Annotated in this window: 19 protein-coding genes; 14 read left to right on the top strand and 5 right to left on the bottom strand. The window is 71.6% G+C overall.

Annotated features, from left to right (window positions below):
• The first annotated feature begins 12 nt into the window (after positions 1–12).
• Positions 13–1,371, top strand: coding sequence for a phosphoglucosamine mutase (glmM, locus tag OB08_RS00970; RefSeq protein WP_461471184.1), 1,359 nt, complete (start codon positions 13–15; stop codon positions 1,369–1,371).
• Positions 1,372–1,408: 37 nt separating this feature from the next.
• Here the strand turns inward: glmM and OB08_RS00975 are convergent, their stop codons facing one another.
• Positions 1,409–2,353, bottom strand: a complete 945-nt coding sequence (locus OB08_RS00975) for a Ppx/GppA phosphatase family protein (protein WP_461471186.1) — start codon at positions 2,351–2,353, stop codon at positions 1,409–1,411.
• 216 nt (positions 2,354–2,569) lie between these two features.
• Here OB08_RS00975 and OB08_RS00980 point away from each other — a divergent pair, with 216 nt between their 5' ends.
• The 10 genes from OB08_RS00980 (at position 2,570) to OB08_RS01025 (ending at position 12,081) form a co-directional block, all read left to right on the top strand.
• Complete coding sequence (locus OB08_RS00980) at positions 2,570–4,171, top strand: M28 family metallopeptidase (RefSeq protein ID WP_461471187.1); 1,602 nt, start codon at positions 2,570–2,572, stop codon at positions 4,169–4,171.
• A gap of 76 nt (positions 4,172–4,247) precedes the next feature.
• Positions 4,248–5,201: a type I pantothenate kinase gene (gene coaA / locus OB08_RS00985; RefSeq protein WP_461471189.1), complete on the top strand. Its 954-nt coding sequence runs from the start codon at positions 4,248–4,250 to the stop codon at positions 5,199–5,201.
• An 82-nt stretch (positions 5,202–5,283) separates the two neighbouring features.
• On the top strand, positions 5,284–7,134 hold the full coding sequence (gene glmS / locus OB08_RS00990; RefSeq protein WP_461471191.1) for a glutamine--fructose-6-phosphate transaminase (isomerizing): 1,851 nt from the start codon (positions 5,284–5,286) through the stop codon (positions 7,132–7,134).
• Positions 7,135–7,209: 75 nt separating this feature from the next.
• Positions 7,210–7,584, top strand: coding sequence for a holo-ACP synthase (locus OB08_RS00995; protein WP_461471193.1), 375 nt, complete (start codon positions 7,210–7,212; stop codon positions 7,582–7,584).
• Complete coding sequence (gene alr, locus OB08_RS01000; RefSeq protein WP_461471195.1) at positions 7,581–8,705, top strand: alanine racemase; 1,125 nt, start codon at positions 7,581–7,583, stop codon at positions 8,703–8,705. The genes OB08_RS00995 and alr overlap by 4 nt, the downstream gene beginning before the upstream one ends.
• Before the next feature lie 104 nt (positions 8,706–8,809).
• Complete coding sequence (gene tsaE, locus OB08_RS01005) at positions 8,810–9,259, top strand: tRNA (adenosine(37)-N6)-threonylcarbamoyltransferase complex ATPase subunit type 1 TsaE (RefSeq protein WP_461471318.1); 450 nt, start codon at positions 8,810–8,812, stop codon at positions 9,257–9,259.
• A gap of 35 nt (positions 9,260–9,294) precedes the next feature.
• Positions 9,295–9,951 carry a tRNA (adenosine(37)-N6)-threonylcarbamoyltransferase complex dimerization subunit type 1 TsaB gene (gene tsaB, locus OB08_RS01010; RefSeq protein ID WP_461471197.1) on the top strand — a complete coding sequence of 219 codons (657 nt, stop codon included), beginning with the start codon at positions 9,295–9,297 and terminating at the stop codon, positions 9,949–9,951.
• On the top strand, positions 9,948–10,445 hold the full coding sequence (rimI, locus tag OB08_RS01015; protein ID WP_461471199.1) for a ribosomal protein S18-alanine N-acetyltransferase: 498 nt from the start codon (positions 9,948–9,950) through the stop codon (positions 10,443–10,445). The genes tsaB and rimI overlap by 4 nt, the downstream gene beginning before the upstream one ends.
• Positions 10,436–11,512: a tRNA (adenosine(37)-N6)-threonylcarbamoyltransferase complex transferase subunit TsaD gene (tsaD, locus tag OB08_RS01020; RefSeq protein ID WP_461471201.1), complete on the top strand. Its 1,077-nt coding sequence runs from the start codon at positions 10,436–10,438 to the stop codon at positions 11,510–11,512. Before rimI ends, tsaD begins: the two co-directional genes overlap by 10 nt.
• Positions 11,509–12,081, top strand: coding sequence for a hypothetical protein (locus tag OB08_RS01025; protein WP_461471203.1), 573 nt, complete (start codon positions 11,509–11,511; stop codon positions 12,079–12,081). Before tsaD ends, OB08_RS01025 begins: the two co-directional genes overlap by 4 nt.
• Here the strand turns inward: OB08_RS01025 and OB08_RS01030 are convergent.
• Positions 12,071–13,264 (bottom strand): class I SAM-dependent methyltransferase, encoded by a 1,194-nt coding sequence (locus OB08_RS01030; RefSeq protein WP_461471205.1) that lies wholly within the window; start codon positions 13,262–13,264, stop codon positions 12,071–12,073. The genes OB08_RS01025 and OB08_RS01030 overlap by 11 nt on opposite strands.
• 146 nt (positions 13,265–13,410) lie before the next feature.
• Here OB08_RS01030 and groES point away from each other — a divergent pair, with 146 nt between their 5' ends.
• Both groES and rarD read left to right on the top strand, forming a co-directional pair.
• Positions 13,411–13,707, top strand: coding sequence for a co-chaperone GroES (gene groES / locus OB08_RS01035; RefSeq protein ID WP_017203655.1), 297 nt, complete (start codon positions 13,411–13,413; stop codon positions 13,705–13,707).
• Positions 13,708–13,946: 239 nt separating this feature from the next.
• Positions 13,947–14,879: an EamA family transporter RarD gene (gene rarD / locus OB08_RS01040; RefSeq protein WP_461471320.1), complete on the top strand. Its 933-nt coding sequence runs from the start codon at positions 13,947–13,949 to the stop codon at positions 14,877–14,879.
• Between the two features lie 28 nt (positions 14,880–14,907).
• Here rarD and OB08_RS01045 read toward each other — a convergent pair whose 3' ends face one another.
• Genes OB08_RS01045 through OB08_RS01055 form a run of 3 tightly spaced genes read right to left on the bottom strand, consistent with a single transcriptional unit; the run spans position 14,908 to position 17,781 of the window.
• A complete protein-coding gene (locus OB08_RS01045) occupies positions 14,908–15,237 on the bottom strand; it encodes a metal-sensitive transcriptional regulator (RefSeq protein ID WP_461471322.1) in 330 nt (109 codons plus the stop codon).
• Positions 15,230–17,569 (bottom strand): heavy metal translocating P-type ATPase, encoded by a 2,340-nt coding sequence (locus OB08_RS01050; protein ID WP_461471209.1) that lies wholly within the window; start codon positions 17,567–17,569, stop codon positions 15,230–15,232. Before OB08_RS01050 ends, OB08_RS01045 begins: the two co-directional genes overlap by 8 nt.
• Positions 17,569–17,781 (bottom strand): heavy-metal-associated domain-containing protein, encoded by a 213-nt coding sequence (locus OB08_RS01055; RefSeq protein ID WP_461471211.1) that lies wholly within the window; start codon positions 17,779–17,781, stop codon positions 17,569–17,571. The genes OB08_RS01050 and OB08_RS01055 overlap by 1 nt, the downstream gene beginning before the upstream one ends.
• A gap of 261 nt (positions 17,782–18,042) precedes the next feature.
• On the opposite strand from OB08_RS01055, the gene OB08_RS01060 reads away from it, so the two are divergent.
• Complete coding sequence (locus OB08_RS01060) at positions 18,043–19,332, top strand: ABC transporter substrate-binding protein (RefSeq protein ID WP_461471213.1); 1,290 nt, start codon at positions 18,043–18,045, stop codon at positions 19,330–19,332.
• Positions 19,333–19,399: the final 67 nt, after the last annotated feature.

The following is a 19,399-nucleotide window of genomic DNA, read 5'->3' on the forward strand; positions in this document are numbered from 1 at the left end:
CTCTCGTTCCGTATGCCGATCTTTGGCACGGACGGGGTGAGGGGGCTGGCCAACGGCCCCCTCACCGCCGATCTCGCACTCTCCCTGGCTCAGGCGACCGCTGTCGTCCTGGGCCAGGGCCGTTCTGCCGACGCGCGCCGCGCGGCCGGCAAGCGCATCACGGCGGTGGTCGCACGCGACCCGCGCGTCTCCGGCGAGTTCCTGTCGGCCGCCGTCGAGGCGGGCCTCGCCTCGTCGGGCGTCGACGTCCTCGACGCGGGAGTGCTGCCCACCCCGGCGACGGCGTTCCTCATCGCCGACATGGACGCCGACTTCGGCGTCATGGTCTCGGCCTCGCACAACCCCGCGCCTGACAACGGCATCAAGATCTTCGCCCGCGGCGGCGTCAAGCTCCCTGACGTCGTCGAGGAGCGCATCGAGCACGCGATGGCCGGCCCGAAGCTTCAGCCCACGGGCGCGGAGGTCGGGCGGATCCGCCGCTTCGCCGACGCCGAGGACCGCTACGTCGTGCACCTCCTCGGGTCGCTGCCCCATCGCCTCGACGGCATCCACGTCGTGCTCGACTGCGCGCACGGTGCGGCGTCCGGCGTATCTCCCGAGACCTTCCGTGACGCTGGTGCGCGGGTCACCGTCATCGGCGCGGATCCGGACGGCCTGAACATCAACGACGGTGTCGGCTCGACCCACCTCGACAACCTGGCGCAGGCGGTGCTCGCTCACGGCGCCGACGTGGGGATCGCCCACGACGGCGATGCCGACCGCTGCCTCGCGGTCGACGCGGACGGCCGGATCGTCGACGGCGACCAGATCATGGCGATCCTCGCGGTGGCCATGAAGGACCGCGGCCGCCTTGCCGACGACACGCTCGTCGCCACGGTCATGAGCAACCTGGGCCTCCACCGCGCGATGGCCGACCACGGCATCCGCGTCGAGCAGACGGCGGTCGGCGACCGCTACGTGCTCGAGCGCATGAACGAGGGCGGCTTCGCCCTCGGCGGCGAGCAGTCCGGCCACGTCATCATGAGCGAGTTCGCCACTACCGGCGACGGCCTGCTGACCGGGCTGCATCTGCTGGCCGAGATGGCGCGTCAGAAGAAGACGCTCGCCGAGCTCGCCTCGATCATGACCGTGTACCCGCAGGTGCTGGTCAACGTGAAGGGCGTCGATCGATCGCGCGCGAACACCGACCAGGGTGTCTCGGAAGCGGTCGCGGCCGCCGCCGCCGAGCTCGGCGACTCCGGACGCGTGCTCCTGCGCCCATCGGGCACCGAGCCGCTCGTGCGCGTGATGGTCGAGGCCGCTTCCGCCGAGGACGCCCACGCGCACGCCGAGCGTCTGGCGGCCGTCGTCCGCGAGCGCCTCGCGCTCTGAGGCCCAGGTCGTCCGTCCGTTCCCCTGACCCCGGCGGTCAGGGGGACGGCGCGCTCCATGACAGCGACTCGATGTAGCGCAGCAGTACGCCCTCGCGCAGCGCCCAGGGCGAGACCTCGAGCTCGTCCACGTCGAGTGCCCGCATCGCCTCGTGCAGCACCACCGCGCCGGCGACGATCTGGAACGTGCGGTCGGGCGTGATGCCCGGCAGCTCCTGCCGCGCCGATGCGGGGATGCGCGCCAGGCGCGGGATCCACGAGCTGAGCGAGGCGCGGGGGAGCAGCATCCGCTCGATGCCGGACCAGCCGGGCACCGGGTAGCCCACCAGCTTCGCGAGGGAGCGGATGGCCTTGGATGAACCGACGACGTGGTCGGGGCGGGAGAGGCGGCCGAACGTCTCGGCGACGGGCTTGAGGGTCGTGCGCGCGTGGTCGCGCAGTCGCTCGACGGCGTCCTCGCCGGGCGGGTCCTCCGGCAGGAACTGCACCGTCATGCGACCGGCGCCGAGAGGGACGGATGCCGCGGCCTCGGGCAGCTCGTCGGCACCGGCGGCGATCTCGAGCGAGCCTCCGCCGATGTCGAAGAGCAGGATCTGCCCGGCCGCCCAGCCGAACCAGCGCCGCACCGCGAGGAACGTGTACCGCGCCTCGGTCTCACCGCCGAGCACCTGCAGCGGCTGACCCAGCGCCTCCTCGATGAGCGCGATGACCTCGGGGCCGTTCGCGGCCTCGCGGACCGCCGACGTGGCGGTGGCGAGGAGCTCGTCGACGTTCTCGGATGCCGCGACCCGGCGCGCCTCGGCGACGGCGGCGACCAGCGCGGCGACGCCGTCCGGGGTGATCTCACCGTCCGGGCCGAGGTAGCGCATCAGGCGCAGGACCGTCCGCCGGCTCGTCGTGGCGAGCGGCCGGCCGCCGGGGCGGACGTCGGCGACGAGCAGGTGGACGGTGTTCGATCCGATGTCGAGGACTCCCAGGCGCACGCCACGACAGTACCGGCCGACAGGAGCGTGCGTCGCTCGTGTGTCGCGACATGAGGGCCGGATGAGAACTCGCGCAGGCCCCTATCGCGTACGGCGAAGCCCGCTTAACCTCGGCGCCAGGTGCCTATCCGGCACCGTCCCCCGCTCGCGGGCCCCCAGGGGGCAGGTCCGCGCGCAACGGCGCTCGAAGAGGAGCGCCCTCGTGAAGGAGAGAACATGAATCGATCCCGCATCACAGCGAGAAGCGCTGTGGCGCTCGCGGCGGCCGGCGCCACCGCGCTCGCACTCGCGATCGCGCCGGCGTCCGCCGCGACAGCGGCGCCGGCGGCGAAGTGCGACAACCGCAACAACAACACCGTGTCGAAGCTGCTGCAGTGCGTCACGGCCGAGGGCGCGCTCGAGCACCTCGAGGCGTTCCAGGCGATCGCCGACGCCAACGGCGGCAACCGGGCAGCCGACACCTCCGGCTACGAGGACAGCGTCGCCTACGTCGTCGAGACGATGGAGGCCGCGGGCTGGGAGGTCTCGATCGACGAGTTCGACTACATCGTCCCCGTGCCCAAGATCCAGCAGCTGACCCCCGCCGCTGCCACGCACCCCGCCGGCTTCTTCTCGACGGGCTCGGGCGAGGGCACCGTCACGGGGCCGGTCATCCCCGTCGACCTCTCCCTCGCGAACCCGGCCGCGAGCACGAGCGGCTGCACCGCGTCCGACTTCTCCGGGCTCGACTTCACCGGCGGAATGGACATCGCGCTCATCCAGCGGGGCGGCTGCCAGTTCGGTGTGAAGGCCCGTAACGCCCAGAACGCCGGCGCCGAGGCGGTCATCATCATGAACATCGGCACGGCGGGCAACGAGGGCATCATCACGAACGTGACGCTGATCGGCGAGAACACCGAGAACCTCGCGATCCCGGTCGTCAACACCTCGTTCGCGGCCGGCACCGCCCTGGCTCAGCCCGGCTCGACCGCCACGGTGTCGATGTTCCTCGAGAACCGCCCGCAGAAGAACGTCATCGCCGAGCTTCCGGGCATCAACGACGACAACGTCGTGATGGCCGGCGCGCACCTCGACTCGGTGCCGGCAGGCCCCGGCATCAACGACAACGGCTCGGGCTCCGCGGCCCTCCTCGAACTCGGCCAGAACCTGTCCAAGCTCGAGCCGCAGAACACCATCCGTCTCGCGTGGTGGGGTGCCGAAGAGGTCGGCCTCGTCGGGTCGGCGGCGTACGTCGACGGTCTGAGCGACGCCGAGAAGGAGCGCATCGCGCTGTACCTGAACTTCGACATGGTCGCATCGCCGAACTTCATCTACATGATCTACGACGGTGACGAGTCGACGTTCGAGGCGCCGGTCGTCGTGCCGGAGGGCTCGATCCAGATCGAGGACCTGTTCGAGGCCTACTTCACCAGCGTCGGCCAGCCTTACGACGACGCCGAGTTCAGCGGCCGCAGCGACTACGAGGCGTTCATCCTCAACGGCATCCCGGCGGGCGGTCTGTTCACCGGCGCCGAGGATGAGAAGACGCCGGAGCAGGCCGAGATCTGGGGCGGTGTCGCGGGTGAGTGGCTCGACCCGTGCTACCACCAGGCGTGCGACGACATCGACAACATCAGCATGGAGGCGCTCGAGATCAACGCGGACGCCATCGCGCTGGCGGTGCTGGCGTACTCCTACTCGACCGAGTCGGTGAACGGCGTGGCCGGAGTCCCGGTTCCGGGCAAGCTCACGCTGCCGGTGTCCGCAGGCCCCGAGGGCACGTGGGCGGGCGGCGGCGGAGGCCTTCACCCCGACCACGGACACAACGAGGCCGACTGACCTCGGATCGTCCAGTGCTACGCGGGCCCGCTCCCTCCGGGGGGCGGGCCCGCTCGCGCAGGTTACGATGAGCGGGATGTCCGCCGACGACGCAGCCACGATCAGCCCCGCGCTCTCGCTCTACCGTGAGATCGACCGCGGTGAGTGGGCCCGTCTCGCAGCGGGCATGGCGCAGCCGCTCTCCGAGACCGAGATCGTGCAGATCCGAGGCCTCGGCGACCGGCTCGACATCGCCGAGGTGTCGCAGGTCTACCTGCCGCTCTCGAGGCTGCTCTCGCTGTACGCGAAGTCGACCAAGGAGCTCGGCGCCGAGACGAGTGCGTTCCTCCACGACTCCGAGGCGACGACGCCGTTCGTCGTCGCGGTGGCCGGCTCGGTCGCCGTCGGCAAGTCGACCATCGCGCGTCTCCTGCGCGAGCTCATGAGCCGCTGGCCCGACACGCCCCGCGTCGAGCTCGTCACGACCGACGGCTTCCTCTACCCCAACGCCGAGCTCGAGCGCCGCGGGATCATGGCGCGCAAGGGCTTCCCCGAGTCCTACGACCGCCGCGCGCTCGTCTCGTTCCTGACGGAGGTCAAGAGCGGCGCCCCCGAGGTGCGCGCGCCGTTCTACTCGCACATGCGGTACGACATCGTGCCCGATGCGCACACGACGGTGCGGCGGCCGGACGTCGTCATCGTCGAGGGGCTGAACGTGCTGCAGCCGCCGCCTGCGCCGCACGACGTCGCCGTGAGCGACCTGTTCGACTTCTCGATCTACGTCGACGCCGACCCTGCCCACATCTCGCAGTGGTACGTCGAGCGCTTCATGGCGCTCAAGTCCGGGGCGTTCGCGAACCCGAGCTCTTTCTTCAACGTCTTCTCGCACCTCACCGACGAGGAGGCGGTGCAGACGGCGCTCGGGTACTGGAACGACATCAACCTGCCCAACCTCATGGAGAACGTGCTGCCCACCCGGGGCCGGGCGAGCCTCGTTCTGCAGAAGGCGGCTGACCACACCGTCGAGCGGGTGCTGCTCCGCAAGCTCTGACCGCGGCATCCGATCTCCCGCTGATCAGGGCGTCTCTTTTCGTTCAGGCTCCTCGCATAACCGCCCGCCTACCATTGAGGGCATGTGTGGAATCGTCGGATACGTGGGCCCGCGCCAGAGCCAGGCCATCCTCCTCGCCGGACTCGCCCGGCTCGAGTACCGCGGCTACGACTCGGCCGGCATCGCGGTGATCGACGCCGACGGCGATCTGGGCATGCGCAAGCGCGCAGGCAAGCTGAAGGTCCTCCGCGACGACCTCGGCACCGCACCCCTCGCCGACGGCACGACGGGCATCGGCCACACCCGCTGGGCCACCCACGGCGGCCCCACCGACGACAACGCCCACCCGCATCTGGCCGATGACGACAAGCTCGCCGTCATCCACAACGGCATCATCGAGAACTTCTCCGAGCTGAAGGACGAGCTCCTCGCCGAGGGGTACACCTTCCGCAGCCAGACCGACACCGAGGTGGCGGCCGTGCTGCTCGGACGCGAGTACCGTGCCGCGGGCGACCTCGTGGTCGCCTTCCGCAACGTCGTGTCGCGCCTCGAGGGCGCCTTCACGCTCCTCGCGATGCACGAGGACCAGCCGGGCCTCGTCGTCGGCGCCCGCCGCAACTCGCCGCTCGTGATCGGCCTGGGCGAGGGCGAGAACTTCCTGGGCTCGGACGTCGCCGCGTTCGTCGAGCACACCCGCAACGCGCTCGCGATCGGACAGGACCAGATCGTCGCCATCACGCCCGAGGGCGTGCAGGTCACCGACTTCTCCGGGAACCCGGTCGAGGTCGAGCCGTTCGAGGTCACGTGGGATGCGTCGGCGGCCGACAAGGGCGGCTGGTCGTCGTTCATGGCCAAGGAGGTCTCCGAGGAACCCGAGGCCGTGGCCAACACGCTGCGCGGCCGCCTCCGCGACGGCGAGGTCGTCATCCCCGAGCTCGACGGACTCGACGAGCTCTTCGTCGGCATCTCGCGCATCATCGTCATCGCCTGCGGCACGGCGGCGTACGCCGGGCAGGTCGGCAAGTACGCCATCGAGCAGTGGACCCGTGTGCCCGTCGACGTGGAGCTCGCGCACGAGTTCCGCTACCGCGACCCGGTGATCGGTCCCGACACCCTCGTCGTGTCGATCAGCCAGTCCGGCGAGACCATGGACACGCTCATGGCCGTCAAGTACGCCCGCGAGCGCGGCGCAAAGACCCTGTCGATCTGCAACACGCAGGGTGCGACGATCCCGCGCGAGTCCGACGCGATCGTCTACACCCACGCCGGTCCGGAGGTCGCGGTCGCGTCGACCAAGGCGTTCGTCGCCCAGGTGACGGCGCTGTACCTCATGGGCCTGCACGTCGGTCGCGTCCGCGGCGTCGTCTCGGCGACGGATGCCGCCGCCCACGTCCGCGAGCTCGAGGCCATCCCGGCCAAGATCGCGCAGATCCTCGAGCGCGAGCAGCCGCGCATCGAGCAGTTCGCGCATTGGATGGCCGACACCCGCTCGGTGCTCTTCCTCGGCCGCCACGTCGGCTACCCGATCGCCCTCGAGGGCGCTCTCAAGCTCAAGGAGCTCGCGTACATCCACGCCGAGGGCTTCGCGGCGGGCGAGCTCAAGCACGGCCCCATCGCGCTGATCGAGCCCGGTCAGCCGGTCTTCGTGATCGTGCCCTCGCCGCGGCAGTCGGCCGAGATGCACAAGAAGGTCATCTCGAGCATCGAGGAGATCCGCGCGCGCGGCGCCCGGGTCATCGCGATCGCAGAAGAAGGCGACGCCGCGGTGCTTCCCAAGGCGGACGAGGTGCTGCGCATCCCGCTGGCCGGTCCGCTCTTCGAGCCGCTGCTCGCCGTCGTGCCGCTCCACATCTTCGCGATGGGCCTGGCCACGGCCAAGGGGCTCGACGTCGACCAGCCCCGCAACCTCGCGAAGTCCGTCACCGTCGAGTAGTCCCGACGGGCGGTCGGTCATTCGCGCCGCGATAGGGTGACGGATGCCGCGACCGCGGCGTGACAGGAGATTCTCGTGATCGTCGGGATCGGCGTCGACCTGGTCGACATCGCCCGCTTCGAGCGCACGCTCGAGCGGACTCCGCGGCTGGTGGAGCGGCTCTTCTCGGAGAAGGAGCGCGCACTCAATCCCCGCTCCCTGGCGGCTCGCTTCGCGGCCAAGGAGGCCCTCATCAAGGCGCTCGGCGGCTCGGACGGCGTGCACTGGACCGAGATCGAGATCACCCCCGAGGCATCCGGCCGCCCGTGGTTCACGCTCACCGGCACGACCCGCGAGGCCGTCGAGGCGCGCGGAATCACCACGCTCCACCTGTCGATGTCGCACGATGCGGGCTTCGCCACGGCCTACGTGATCGCCGAGGCGCTGCTCCTGCCGGAGGCTCAGCGATGACCCGGCTCCCTCCCGGGGCGATGCGCGAGGCGACGATCGACGTCGGCGCCATCGAAGACAACGTGCGCCATCTCCGGAGGCTCACCGACTCCGAGGTGATCGCGGTCGTGAAGGCCGACGGCTACGGTCATGGCGCCGTCCGCTCCGCCGTGGCCGCCCTCGCCGGGGGCGCCACGAGGCTGGGCGTCGCCGAGATCGCCGAGGCGGTCGCGCTGCGGCGTGCGGGCATCGACGCGCCGATCGTCGCATGGCTGCACGCGCCCGGCACGTCGTTCGCCGAGGCGGCCGCGCTCGGGGTCGAGCTCGGAATCTCGAGCTTCGAGCAACTGCTGGCCGCTGCGGCCGCGGCATCCGCCGACCGCCCCGTCGGGGTGCACCTGAAGCTCGAGACCGGGCTCTCGCGCAACGGCATCGCGCCCGCCGACCAGCGGATCGTCTTCGCCGAGGCCGCGCGTCTCGAGCGCATCGGCAAGCTGCGGGTGATCGCGCTCTTCAGCCACCTGTCCAACGCGTCGGCCGACGACGACCGCGCCGCCCTGCGCGCCTTCGAGGACGCGGTGTCGCTGGCGGCGACGCTGGGCCTCGCCCCTCCGCTGCGTCACCTCGCGGCGACGCACGCCGCGATCGAGCTGCCCGAGACGCGTCTGGGCTGCGTGCGGATCGGCATCGGCATGTACGGGCTGTCCCCGTTCGCGGACCGCAGCTCGGCCGAGCTGGGCCTCCGCCCGGCGATGACGCTGCGCGGTGCGGTCGCCGCCGTGCGCCGCGTGCCCGCCGGGCAGGGCGTCTCGTACGGCTACGACTTCCGTGCCCCTCGCGATACGACCCTCGCCCTCGTGCCCCTCGGCTACGCCGACGGCGTGCCCCGGCAGGCCTCCGGTGCGGGGCCGGTGTCGATCGGCGGGCGCCGCCATGCCGTCGCCGGACGCATCGCGATGGACCAGTTCGTCGTCGACGTCGGCGACACCCCGGTCGCCGTCGGCGACGAGGTCGTGCTCTTCGGCGACCCGACCCTCGGCGCCCCTGCCGCAGACGAGTGGGCGGCGGCCGCGGGCACGATCAACTACGAGGTCGTGACGCGCATCGGTCCGCGGGTGCCCCGGCGACAGGTGCAGGCATGACGGGGAAGTCCGGCGACCTCTCGGGCGTTGCACCGGGTGTGGAAGACACGCTGACAGGCCTCGACCCACTCGTCGGCACTCGCGAGATCGCGTCGCCGGGCGACATGGAAGCGCTGGGGGAGCAGATCGGACGGATGCTGCGCCCCGGCGACCTGGTCGTGCTCACCGGTCCGCTGGGGGCGGGCAAGACGACGCTCACGCGCGGGATCGGCGCCGGGCTCGGCGTGCGCGGCCCCGTGCAGAGCCCGACCTTCGTGCTCGCGCGGACCCACCCCTCGCTCGCCGGCGGGACGCCCCTCGTGCACGTCGACGCCTATCGGCTCGGGTCCGCCGCCGAACTCGACGACCTCGACATCGATTTCGACGCCTCTGCGGTCGTCGTGGAGTGGGGGCGCGGCATGGTCGACGGTCTGCGCGAGCACTGGTGGGAGGTCGAGCTCGATCGGGAGTGGCACGGACGCGGCGTCGATACCGCGTGCGGCACGTACTCGCGTGCCACCGAGCAGCTCGACGCCGACACTCCGCGCGTCGTGACGATCTCCCGCCGACCCTGAGGTCGGCAGATCGGCGCGCCGACTACCCTGGAGGGGTGATCCTCGGCATCGACACCTCCCTCGGCTCCGCGGTGGCGGTCGTCGAGCAGGACGGCGTGGTGCGCTCGCAGGTCGAGAGCGCCGATCCCCGCGGGCACGCCGAGGTGATCGGCGATCTCATCGAGCGCGCGCTGGCCGAGGCCTCGGCCACCGCCGCGGGCATCACGCATGTCGCCGCGGGCATGGGACCCGGTCCGTTCACCGGCCTGCGGGTCGGGATCGCGGCGGCGCGCGCGTTCGCGCTCGGGCGCGGCATCCCGGTCGTGCCCGTCGCGAGCCACGACGCGGTCGCGCTCGAACTGCTGCTCCACGATGCCCTCACGGGCGGGCTCGACGGCGACGCCGAGACCTTCGCCGTCGTGACGGATGCGCGCCGGCGCGAGTTCGCCTTCACGCTCTATCGCGGACTCGACGACGACGGGCTGCCGATCCGCCTGGCCGAGCCCGCGCTCTCGCCGCGCGACGACCTCGACTCGCTGCTCGGACGCGAAGGGGCGCGCCGCCGCGACGCGGACCGCATCCCGGCTTCGCTCGTGGCGCTGTGCGCGGCGCGGGCGCTCGCCGCGGGGCGCTCGGTCGGCCCGGTGGACGCGCTCTACCTCCGCTCGCCGGATGTGACCCTGCCCGGCGCGCCGAAGAGGGTCGGCTCGTGAGCCTCCGGACCGCCACCCCTGACGACCTCGCGGCGATCATGACGCTCGAGCGGGCGTCGTTCCCCACCGACGCCTGGTCCGACGCGATGATGCGCGAAGAGCTGGGCTCGCCCCACGGCTGGTACGTCGTCGACGAGGAGGCCGGGAATGTGCTCGGCTACGCGGGTCTCCGCGCGGTGCGCGGGGCGAAGGACGCCGATGTCCAGACCATCGCGATCGCCGAGACCTCCCGCGGCCGCGGGCGCGGGCGCGCCCTGCTGCGCGCTCTGCTCGGCGAGGCCGCAGGCCGCGGCGTCCAGGACGTGTTCCTCGAGGTGCGGGCCGACAACCCCGTCGCGCAGGCGCTGTACGCCTCGGAGGGCTTCCTCGAGGTCGGCAGGCGTCCGCGCTATTACCAGCCCGACGACGTGGACGCCGTCGTGATGAAGCTCGACCTGCGCGGGTGGACCGCCGCCGGCACCGTGTCGGCCGACGACGCCGGAGTGTGCACGTGAATCGGGAAGAGCCGCTGATCCTCGGCATCGAGACGAGCTGCGACGAGACCGGCATCGGCATCGTCCGCGGTCGCACGCTGCTGTCCAACACGATCGCCAGTTCGATGGATGAGCACGCCCGCTACGGCGGGGTCGTGCCCGAGGTCGCCGCGCGCGCCCACCTCGAGGCGCTCGAGCCCGCGATCCAGGCGGCGCTCGCCGAGTCCGGCGTCGCGCTGTCCGACATCGACGCCGTCGCTGTGACGTCCGGGCCGGGGCTCGCCGGGGCGCTCATGGTCGGCGTGGGAGCGGCGAAGGCGCTCGCCGTGTCGCTCGACCGGCCCCTCTACGCCGTGAACCACCTCGTCGGGCACATCGCCGCCGACATCCTCGACGCCGAGGCCCCGCCGCTTGAATATCCCACCGTCGCGCTCCTCGTCTCGGGCGGGCACACGTCGCTCCTCCTGGTGCGCGATCTCACGAGCGACGTCGTGCTGCTCGGAGAGACGATGGACGACGCCGCCGGCGAGGCGTTCGACAAGGTCGCCCGGCTGCTCGGGCTGCCGTATCCCGGGGGTCCGGAGATCGACCGTGCAGCAGCATCCGGCGATCCCAACGCCATCCGCTTCCCACGCGGACTGTCGCGCGCCAGCGACATGGCCGACCACCGCTACGACTTCTCGTTCTCGGGCCTCAAGACGGCGGTCGCGCGCTGGGTCGAGCAGCGTGAGGCGGAGGGCGAGCCCGTGCCCGTCGCCGATGTCGCGGCGAGCTTCCGCGAGGCGGTCGTCGACGTGCTGGTGACGAAGGCGCTCGCCGCCTGTCGCGACCACGGGGTCCCGCGGCTGCTGCTGGGCGGCGGCGTCATCGCGAACCGCCGGCTGCGCGACGTCGCCCTCGAACGCGCCGCCGCCGAGGGCGTCACCGTGCGCATCCCGCCGCTGTCGCTGTGCACCGACAACGGCGCGATGATCGCGGCGCTCGCCGCCGAGCTCGTGATGTCGGGAGGCGCGCCCTCCACCTTGCACTTCGGGGCCGACTCGACGCTGCCGGTGACCGAGATCCAGGTCGCGGAGCGGGTCGCGTGAGCGGCGACGAGCGGATGCCGCGTCCCGACGCGGGCGCTCGCGAACCGGCCGCCCCCGGAGCCGGCGCTCGCGAACCGGCCGCCCCCGGGGGCGTGCCCACCGTCCCCGCAGGTGCGCCCGCTCGACCCGCCGCACCGGCTGTCGAGCCGCCCTCGCCGGACGTGTCACTCGCCGATGAGGCGACGCCGCTCCCCGGCGTGCATCGCGGGGGGTTCCAGCGTCTCCCCACGGCCCCGGTGGCCGTGACCTCCCAGTCGGCCCCCGCCGAGCCGGGCACCAACGAGGAGCAGGCCGTGACGGCTCAGTGGGCGATGCCGGCGGAGCGGCCCAGCCGGGGACTCGCCGGGTGGGGGCTCGCGTCGTCGATCCTGGGGCTGATCGTGTCGCTCTTCGTCGGGTGGGGGTTCCCGATCGGCATCGTCGGCATCGTCACCGGCATCCTCGCGCTCCGGCGCCCGCTCGAGAGCCGCGCTGTCGCAGTGTGGGCGATCGTGGTCGGCGGGGTGTCCGTGCTCTACAGCGCGGGCTGGCTCGTCTACGCCGCGGCGCGCGCCTCGATCATCGGCTGACCCGGTCCGCGAGGATCGCCACCCGTTCGGCGCCGACCCGGGTGAGGATGAGGGTCGCCTCCGCGTCGCCGCGCAGCGTCAGCTTCTTGCGGAACTGCGCGGGATCGACGTCGATTCCGCGCTTCTTGATCTCGAGGCGCCCGATGCCCTGCGCGCGCAGAGCGGCGTTGATCGCCGGAACCTTGACGGGCATTGTCTCGCGCACGCGGAAGCTCGACACGAACGGGCTCGTGAGCGCGGCATCCGACGTCAGGTACGCGATGTGCTCGTCGAGCATGCCCGCGTCGAGCGACCGCGCCACCTCGCCGATGAGGCGTGCGCGGATGACCGCGCCGTCCGGCTCGTGCAGGAACGCCCCGATGGCGCGGACGCCCTCGTCGGGCGCGTCGCCCGCTGCGGTCAGCTCGTGCGCCTCGTCGCCGCGGACCACGAGCGCGGCCCGGCGCACGCCGGGCCGCGCGAGCGCGCGCGACCAGAGCACGAGCTCGATCGTCGACCCGTCGGCGCTCACCCACTGCGCCTCGACGTCGTCGGGCACGAGATCGCGCTCGAGTCCCGGGCCCAGCTTGATCCCGGCGGGCAGGCGCGCGGCGAGCGCGAGCACCCAGTCGAGCGACGGCGACCAGTCCTCCGGCCGGGTGCGCCTGGTCTCGGAGTGACCGGAGGTGCGGCGGGCGGGGTCGAGCCATACGGCGTCGACGTCGGCGAGGTCGGCGTCCTCCGCCGTGCCGTGGGCGACGGTGACCGCCTCGCCGAACGGGGCCAGGTTGTAGGCGGCGATGGCCGCGGTGACCTCGTCGGCGTCGACCGCGGTGACCTCCAGCCCGAGCCCGGCGAGCCCGAGCGCGTCACCGCCGATGCCGCATCCCAGGTCGGCGACCCGCGCGATCCCTGCGTCGCGGAAGCGCCCGGCGTGCCGCGCGGCGATGGGAAGCCGCGTGGCCTGCTCGAGGCCCGCGCGGGTGAACAGCATCCGCTGGGCGAACGGCCCGAACTTCGCGGTCGCCCGCGTGCGCAGCCGCGACTGCGTCACGACCGCCGAGACGAGGTCGGGGGAGTGCCCCTCTCTGCGGAGCCGCGTGACCGTGCGGGCCACGTCGTCGGCGGATTCGACGGCGGGCAGCGCGTCGAGGAGCCGAAGCCCGTCGGGGGTCAGCAGGGCGGTCAGTTCGGCCATCTCCACCCGGCAAGCCTACGGGCGCGCCACACGGCGTCACGGGGCTGGCACTCACGTTGCGTGAGTGCCAGCGCATCCCTAGACTTGCTGTCAGCACTCTCCACACCAGAGTGCTAACGAGTCTTCAGTCTCAAGGAAAGAAGAGGTAGACCGTGTCGGTTTCCATCAAGCCGCTCGAGGACCGCATCGTCATCAAGCAGGTCGAGGCCGAGCAGACCACCGCGAGTGGCCTCGTCATCCCCGACACTGCCAAGGAGAAGCCGCAGGAGGGCGAAGTCGTCGCCGTCGGCCCCGGCCGCATCGACGACAACGGCAACCGCGTGCCGCTCGACGTCGCCGTCGGCGACCGCGTGCTCTACAGCAAGTACGGCGGCACCGAGGTCAAGTTCGGCGCCGACGAGTTCCTCGTCCTGTCGGCTCGCGACGTCCTGGCGGTCGTCGTCCGCTGACATCGCGCACACCGCGTACCGAGAGGGTCGGATGCTTCGGCATCCGGCCCTCTCGGCGTTCGCGGCGGCCGGGATCGGGCGGGCGGGCTCGGGCCGGCGGACCGTCGACGGCGCCGCGCGGCGACCCGGCCGGACGGCGCCGGTCCTAGGCTGGAGCGGTGACCCGCGACGCAGCAGCCTCCCCCGCCGGCCGGGCCGACGACGTCGAACTGGGCGAGGTCGCCTGCAACACCGCGGGCATCGCCGTCGCGCCTGAGTCGGAGCGCTCCGCGCTGGCGCGCGAGCGCACCCTCGGCGGCGTGTACGCCTTCACCGCGTACCTGCTCTGGGGCTTCCTGCCGCTCTACTTCCTGTTGCTCATGCCGATCGGGCCGTTCGAGCTCGTCGCGTGGCGCATCCTGCTGTCGCTCGTGTTCTGCGTCCTCCTCATCGCCGTCACGCGCTCGTGGTCGCGCATCGGGGCGATCTTCCGTCAGCCGAGGCTGCTCGGACTGACGGCGCTCGCCGGCGGCCTCATCTACATCAACTGGCAGGTCTTCATCCTCGGCGCCCTCACCGGCCACGTGATCGAGACGAGCCTCGGCTACTTCATCAACCCGATCGCCACCGTGCTGCTCGCGGTGCTCGTGCTGCGCGAGCGCCTGCGGGTGACGCAGTGGATCGCGATCGGCATCGCCGCCCTCGCGGTGGTCGTCATCATCGTCGGCTACGGCGCGGTGCCGTGGATCGCCCTCACGCTCGCGGCCTCGTTCAGCCTCTACGGACTCGTGAAGAAGCGGGTCGGTCCGTCGGTCGACGCGGTGAGCGGTCTCACGCTGGAGTCGATGTGGCTCGTGCCCGTCGCGACCGTCATCCTCATCGTGGTGGGCTCGACGACGGGTTTCGTCTTCGGGTCCGAGGGTGCGCTCCACACGGTGCTGCTGAGTCTCGTGGGCGTCGTGACGGCCGTCCCGCTGCTCTTCTTCGCGGCCGGTGCGCGGCGCACGTCGCTGACCGTCATCGGGCTGCTGCAGTTCGTGGCCCCGATCCTGCAGTTCATCATCGGAGCCTGGCTCCTGCAGGAGCCGATGCCCCTCGAACGCTGGATCGGGTTCGGCCTGGTGTGGCTCGCGCTCATCGTCCTGACGGTGGACTCGGTCGTGCACGCCCGGCGCGTGCGCGCCGTCGCCTGAGGGGCCGAATCCGCATCCGGCGGAGGCGTCAGCGCACGAGCCGGGCGATCGCCTGTGTGGCCTCGGTGATCTTGGCGTCCGCCTCGGGGCCGCCGAGGCGCGCGGCATCCACCACGCAGTGCCTCAGGTGGTCGTCGAGCAGACCCACGGCGACGGCTTCGAGCGCGGACGTCAGGGCGCTGATCTGCGTGAGGATGTCGATGCAGTACTTCTCGTCCTCGACCATCTTGTGGATGCCGCGCGCCTGGCCCTCGATCCGCTTGAGGCGGTTCAGGTACCGATCCTTGTCGGTGATGTACCCGTGGTGACTGTGCTCGGCGACCGCCGCCGTCGACGACGCGAGAGCCGCGTCAGGAATGATGTCCACTGTGTACCTCCAGAGCGGGAGCGGATGCCGCGGCCCGGCCGGTCTCGGCTGAGACGGCGCCGGAGCGGCTGCGGAACGAACGGAGCCGCAGGCTGTTGCCGACCACGAAGACGCTCGACAGCGCCATCGCGGCGCCCGCGATCATCGGGTTGAGCAGGCCAAGCGCGGCGAGCGGGATGGCCGCCACGTTGTACGCGAAGGCCCAGAAGAGGTTGACCTTGATCGTGCCGAGCGTCGCCCGCGACAGCCGGATCGCATCGGCGGCGCTGCGCAGGTCGCCGCGGACGAGGGTGATGTCGGATGCCTCGATCGCGGCATCCGTCCCCGTCCCCATCGCGAGACCGAGGTCGGCTTGCGCGAGCGCCGCGGCATCGTTGACGCCGTCGCCGACCATCGCGACGACGCGGCCCTCGGACTGCAGCCGCGCGATGACCGCGACCTTGTCCTGGGGGAGCACCTCCGCGAACACCTGCTCGATCCCGACCTCGTCGGCCACCGCGCGCGCCGCGGCGGCGTTGTCGCCTGTCAGGAGCACGATCCGCAGACCCAGTGCTCTCAGCTGCGTGACCGCCTCGCGGCTCGCCGGCTTCACCCGATCCGAGACCACGAGGACTCCGCGCGCCTCGCCGTCCCACGCGACGAGCACCGCGGTGCGGCCGGCGGCCTCGGCCGCCCTCTTCGCGGCGGCGAGCTGCGGCGACAGGCGCAGCGCCCAGTCGGCGAGGAGCGATTCTCGGCCGACGAGCACGGCGTGGCCCTCGATGACGCCGGAGACGCCCTTGCCGGGCACGTTCTCGAACGACTCGGGCGCCGCGAGCGTGCCCACCTCGGCTGCCGCCGCCCGTGCGACGGCCTGGGCGATGGGGTGCTCGGACGCGTGCTCGAGGGACCCCGCGAGGCGAAGCAGCTGCGCGCGATCCGTGCCCGGTGCCGTCGTGACCTCGACGAGCGCCATGCGGCCCGTCGTGACGGTGCCGGTCTTGTCGAGCACGACCGTATCGACCGAGCGCGTCGACTCGAGCACCTCGGGGCCCTTGATGAGGATGCCCAGCTGCGCTCCGCGCCCGGTGCCGACGAGCAGCGCGGTCGGGGTGGCGAGACCCAGCGCGCAGGGACACGCGATGATGAGGACCGCCACGGCGGCCGTGAACGCCATCGCCGGGTCGTATCCGAGCGCCAGCCAGGCGATGAGCGTGCCCACCGCGATCAGGAGGACGATCGGCACGAAGATCCCCGAGATGCGGTCGGCCAGGCGCTGGATGTCGGCTTTGCCCGACTGCGCCTGCTCGACCAGACGTGCCATCTGGGCGAGCTGTGTGTCGTCGCCGACGCGCGTGGCGCGCACGACGAGCCTGCCGCCGGCATTGACCGTCGCGCCGATGACGGCATCGTCCGGTCCGACCTCGACCGGCACGGACTCGCCCGTGACCATGGAGGCGTCGACCGCCGAGGTGCCCGACACCACGACGCCGTCGGTCGCGATCTTCTCGCCGGGGCGCACGACGAACTCCTCGCCCGCCCGCAGCTCGGCGATCGGCACGCGGGTCTCGACATGACGCCCGTCCGCGCCGGGCCGGAGGATCGCGGCATCCTTCGCCCCGATCTCGAGCAGCGCGCGCAGCGCTGCGCCGGCGCGACGCTTGGAGCGGACCTCGAAGTACCGGCCCGCGAGCACGAACGTCGTCACGCCCGCGGCGACCTCGAGATAGATGTCGCCCGCGCCGTCGCCGGGCTGGGCTGTCCACTCGAAGGCGTGGGTCATGCCGGGCATGCCGGCGTGCCCGAAGAACAGGGCGTAGAGCGACCAGAGGAACGCGGCCGAGACACCGAGCGAGATCAGGGTGTCCATCGTCGCGGCGCCGTGGCGCAGGTTGATCCAGGCGGCGCGGTGGAAGGGCCACGCTCCCCACACCACGACGGGCGCGGCGAGGGCGAGGGACGCCCACTGCCAGTACGTGAACTGCAGGGCCGGGATCATGGCGAGCAGGATCACGGGCAGGGAGAGCGCGACGGACCCGATGAGCCGGTGGCGGAGGCCGACCAGCTCGGCGTCGGACAGATCGTGGTCGTGTTCGTGGCCGGCGGGCGCCGGCGGCGCCGGCAGCGTCGCCGTGTAGCCGGTCTTCTCGACCTCGGCGATGAGGACGTCGGCGTCGACCCCCGTCGGCGCGCTGACGGTCGCCTTCTCGGTCGCGTAGTTGACGGATGCCTCGACCCCGTCGATCCGGTTCAGACGCTTCTCGATCCGCACGGCGCACGACGCGCACGTCATGCCGCCGATCTCGAGCTCGAAGCGCTCGCCCGCGGGCGGCGCGGCATCCATCAGACGCGCACCGCCTCGTAGCCCGCCTCGTCGACGGCCGCGAGCACGTCGGCGTCGGACAGCGGGAGGGAGGAGCCGACGACGAGCGAACCGGTGGCGGCGTCGACCGCGACAGTCTCGACGCCGGCGATCTTGGACACCTCTCCGCGCACTGCGGCCTCGCAGTGCCCGCAGCTCATCCCCGTCACGGTGTACTCGACGGTCTTGGTCATGATCGTGCCTTTCGCTGGAGAACAGTGGATACCCCCGAGGGGTACATCTGCATCCAACTCTATACCGGGATGGGGTATTCCCGGCTCGGGGGACCGGCGGTGGAAACGACGGGGAGGGCGTCCACCGCCGGAGAACGGCTTCCCGACCCGTTACACATCGTTAACGAATGGCAACATTGCGGGGCGCTCCGGATGGTTAGGTTATTCACACTGGGTCGGCCCCCGAGCCGCGCCCGTCGTTCATCCACAGCAAGGAGCAACATGAGCGTCTTCACCCGCTCGCGCAAGTCCGCCCTCCTGGGCGTCGCTGCGCTCGCCGGCGCCAGCGCCCTCGTCCTCGCCGGCTGCGCCGGTGGCGGAACCGGAGGGGGCGAGACCAGCGCGCCTCCCGCCGAGGAGCGTGACCTCACCCTCAAGATCGGCACCATCCTGCCGCAGACCGGAAACCTGTCGTTCCTCGGACCGCCCGAGGAAGCCGGCGTCGGTCTCGCCGCAGCCGACATCAACGAGGCGTCCGGCGACACGGGCCTGACCATCGACGACATCGTCTGGGGAGACTCGGGCGACACCGACAACAAGGCGTACGCCACCACGATCCAGACGCTCATCTCCGAGGGCGTCACCGCCGCCATCGGCGCCGCCTCGTCCGGCGTGACGAAGCTGTTCCTCGACGACGCCGTCGCCTCGGGCATGATCGTCTTCTCGCCGGCCAACACGTCGCTCGACTTCACGTCGTGGGACGACGACGGCCTGTACTGGCGCACGGCTCCGTCCGACACGCTGCAGGGCGAGGTCCTCGGCAACGTCGTGGCCGAAGACGGTCACGAGAACGTCGCGGTCCTGTACCTCAACGACTCGTACGGCACCGGCCTGAACGAGGTCTTCCAGGAGACCTTCACCGGCGCGGGCGGCACGGTCGTCGAGGAGCAGTCGTACAACACCGGTGACACCTCGTTCGACGCGCAGATCAGCGCGCTGATGGCCTCCAACCCCGACGCCATCGTGCTGATCACGTTCGACGAGATCTTCACCATCGGCCCGGCGCTGCTCTCCGCGGGCTACCCCGCAGATCAGCTCTACCTGGTCGACGGAAACCTGAAGAACTTCGGTGCCGACGCCAAGTGGCCCGCCGACGTGAGCATGGCAGGCGCCAAGGGCACCACGCCCGCCGGTCCGATCGAAGCCGACACCGACTTCCAGGACCGCCTCAACGAGTGGTGGACGGGTGAGGGCAACTCCGACCTGACCGACTTCTCGTACGCCAACGAGTCGTACGACGCGGTCGTCCTGCTCGCGCTCGCCTCGCTCGCGGCGAACTCCACGGACCCGGCCGAGGTCGCCGGAAAGCTCCAGGAGGTCTCGGGCGGCTCTGGTGAGGGCGAAAAGTGTGACAACTACGCCGACTGCGCCGCGATCATCCTCGGTGGCGGCGTGGCCGACTACGACGGCTTCTCCGGTCCGATCACGTTCGACGAGAACGGCGACCCGACCGAAGCGACCGTCGGTGTGTTCGAGTACGGTGACGACAACAACTTCACCCGTATCGGCTGAGTCGAGCTGAACACGAGGAAGGGCCCCGGAGCGATCCGGGGCCCTTTCCCATGCCGTGCGGCGGCCG

It is taken from the genome of Microbacterium sp. HJ5, from assembly GCF_054824025.1.

What these genes read in the sequence shown, in the direction of transcription:
- coaA (WP_461471189.1), top strand. Translation starts at nt 4,248, where the DNA reads ATGTCCGCCGACGACGCAGCCACGATCAGCCCCGCGCTCTCGCTCTAC.
- OB08_RS01060 (WP_461471213.1), top strand. Translation starts at nt 18,043, where the DNA reads ATGAGCGTCTTCACCCGCTCGCGCAAGTCCGCCCTCCTGGGCGTCGCT.
- tsaE (WP_461471318.1), top strand. Translation starts at nt 8,810, where the DNA reads ATGGAAGCGCTGGGGGAGCAGATCGGACGGATGCTGCGCCCCGGCGAC.
- alr (WP_461471195.1), top strand. Translation starts at nt 7,581, where the DNA reads ATGACCCGGCTCCCTCCCGGGGCGATGCGCGAGGCGACGATCGACGTC.
- glmM (WP_461471184.1), top strand. Translation starts at nt 13, where the DNA reads ATGCCGATCTTTGGCACGGACGGGGTGAGGGGGCTGGCCAACGGCCCC.
- OB08_RS01055 (WP_461471211.1), bottom strand. Translation starts at nt 17,781, where the DNA reads ATGACCAAGACCGTCGAGTACACCGTGACGGGGATGAGCTGCGGGCAC.
- OB08_RS01050 (WP_461471209.1), bottom strand. Translation starts at nt 17,569, where the DNA reads ATGGATGCCGCGCCGCCCGCGGGCGAGCGCTTCGAGCTCGAGATCGGC.
- OB08_RS00980 (WP_461471187.1), top strand. Translation starts at nt 2,570, where the DNA reads ATGAATCGATCCCGCATCACAGCGAGAAGCGCTGTGGCGCTCGCGGCG.
- glmS (WP_461471191.1), top strand. Translation starts at nt 5,284, where the DNA reads ATGTGTGGAATCGTCGGATACGTGGGCCCGCGCCAGAGCCAGGCCATC.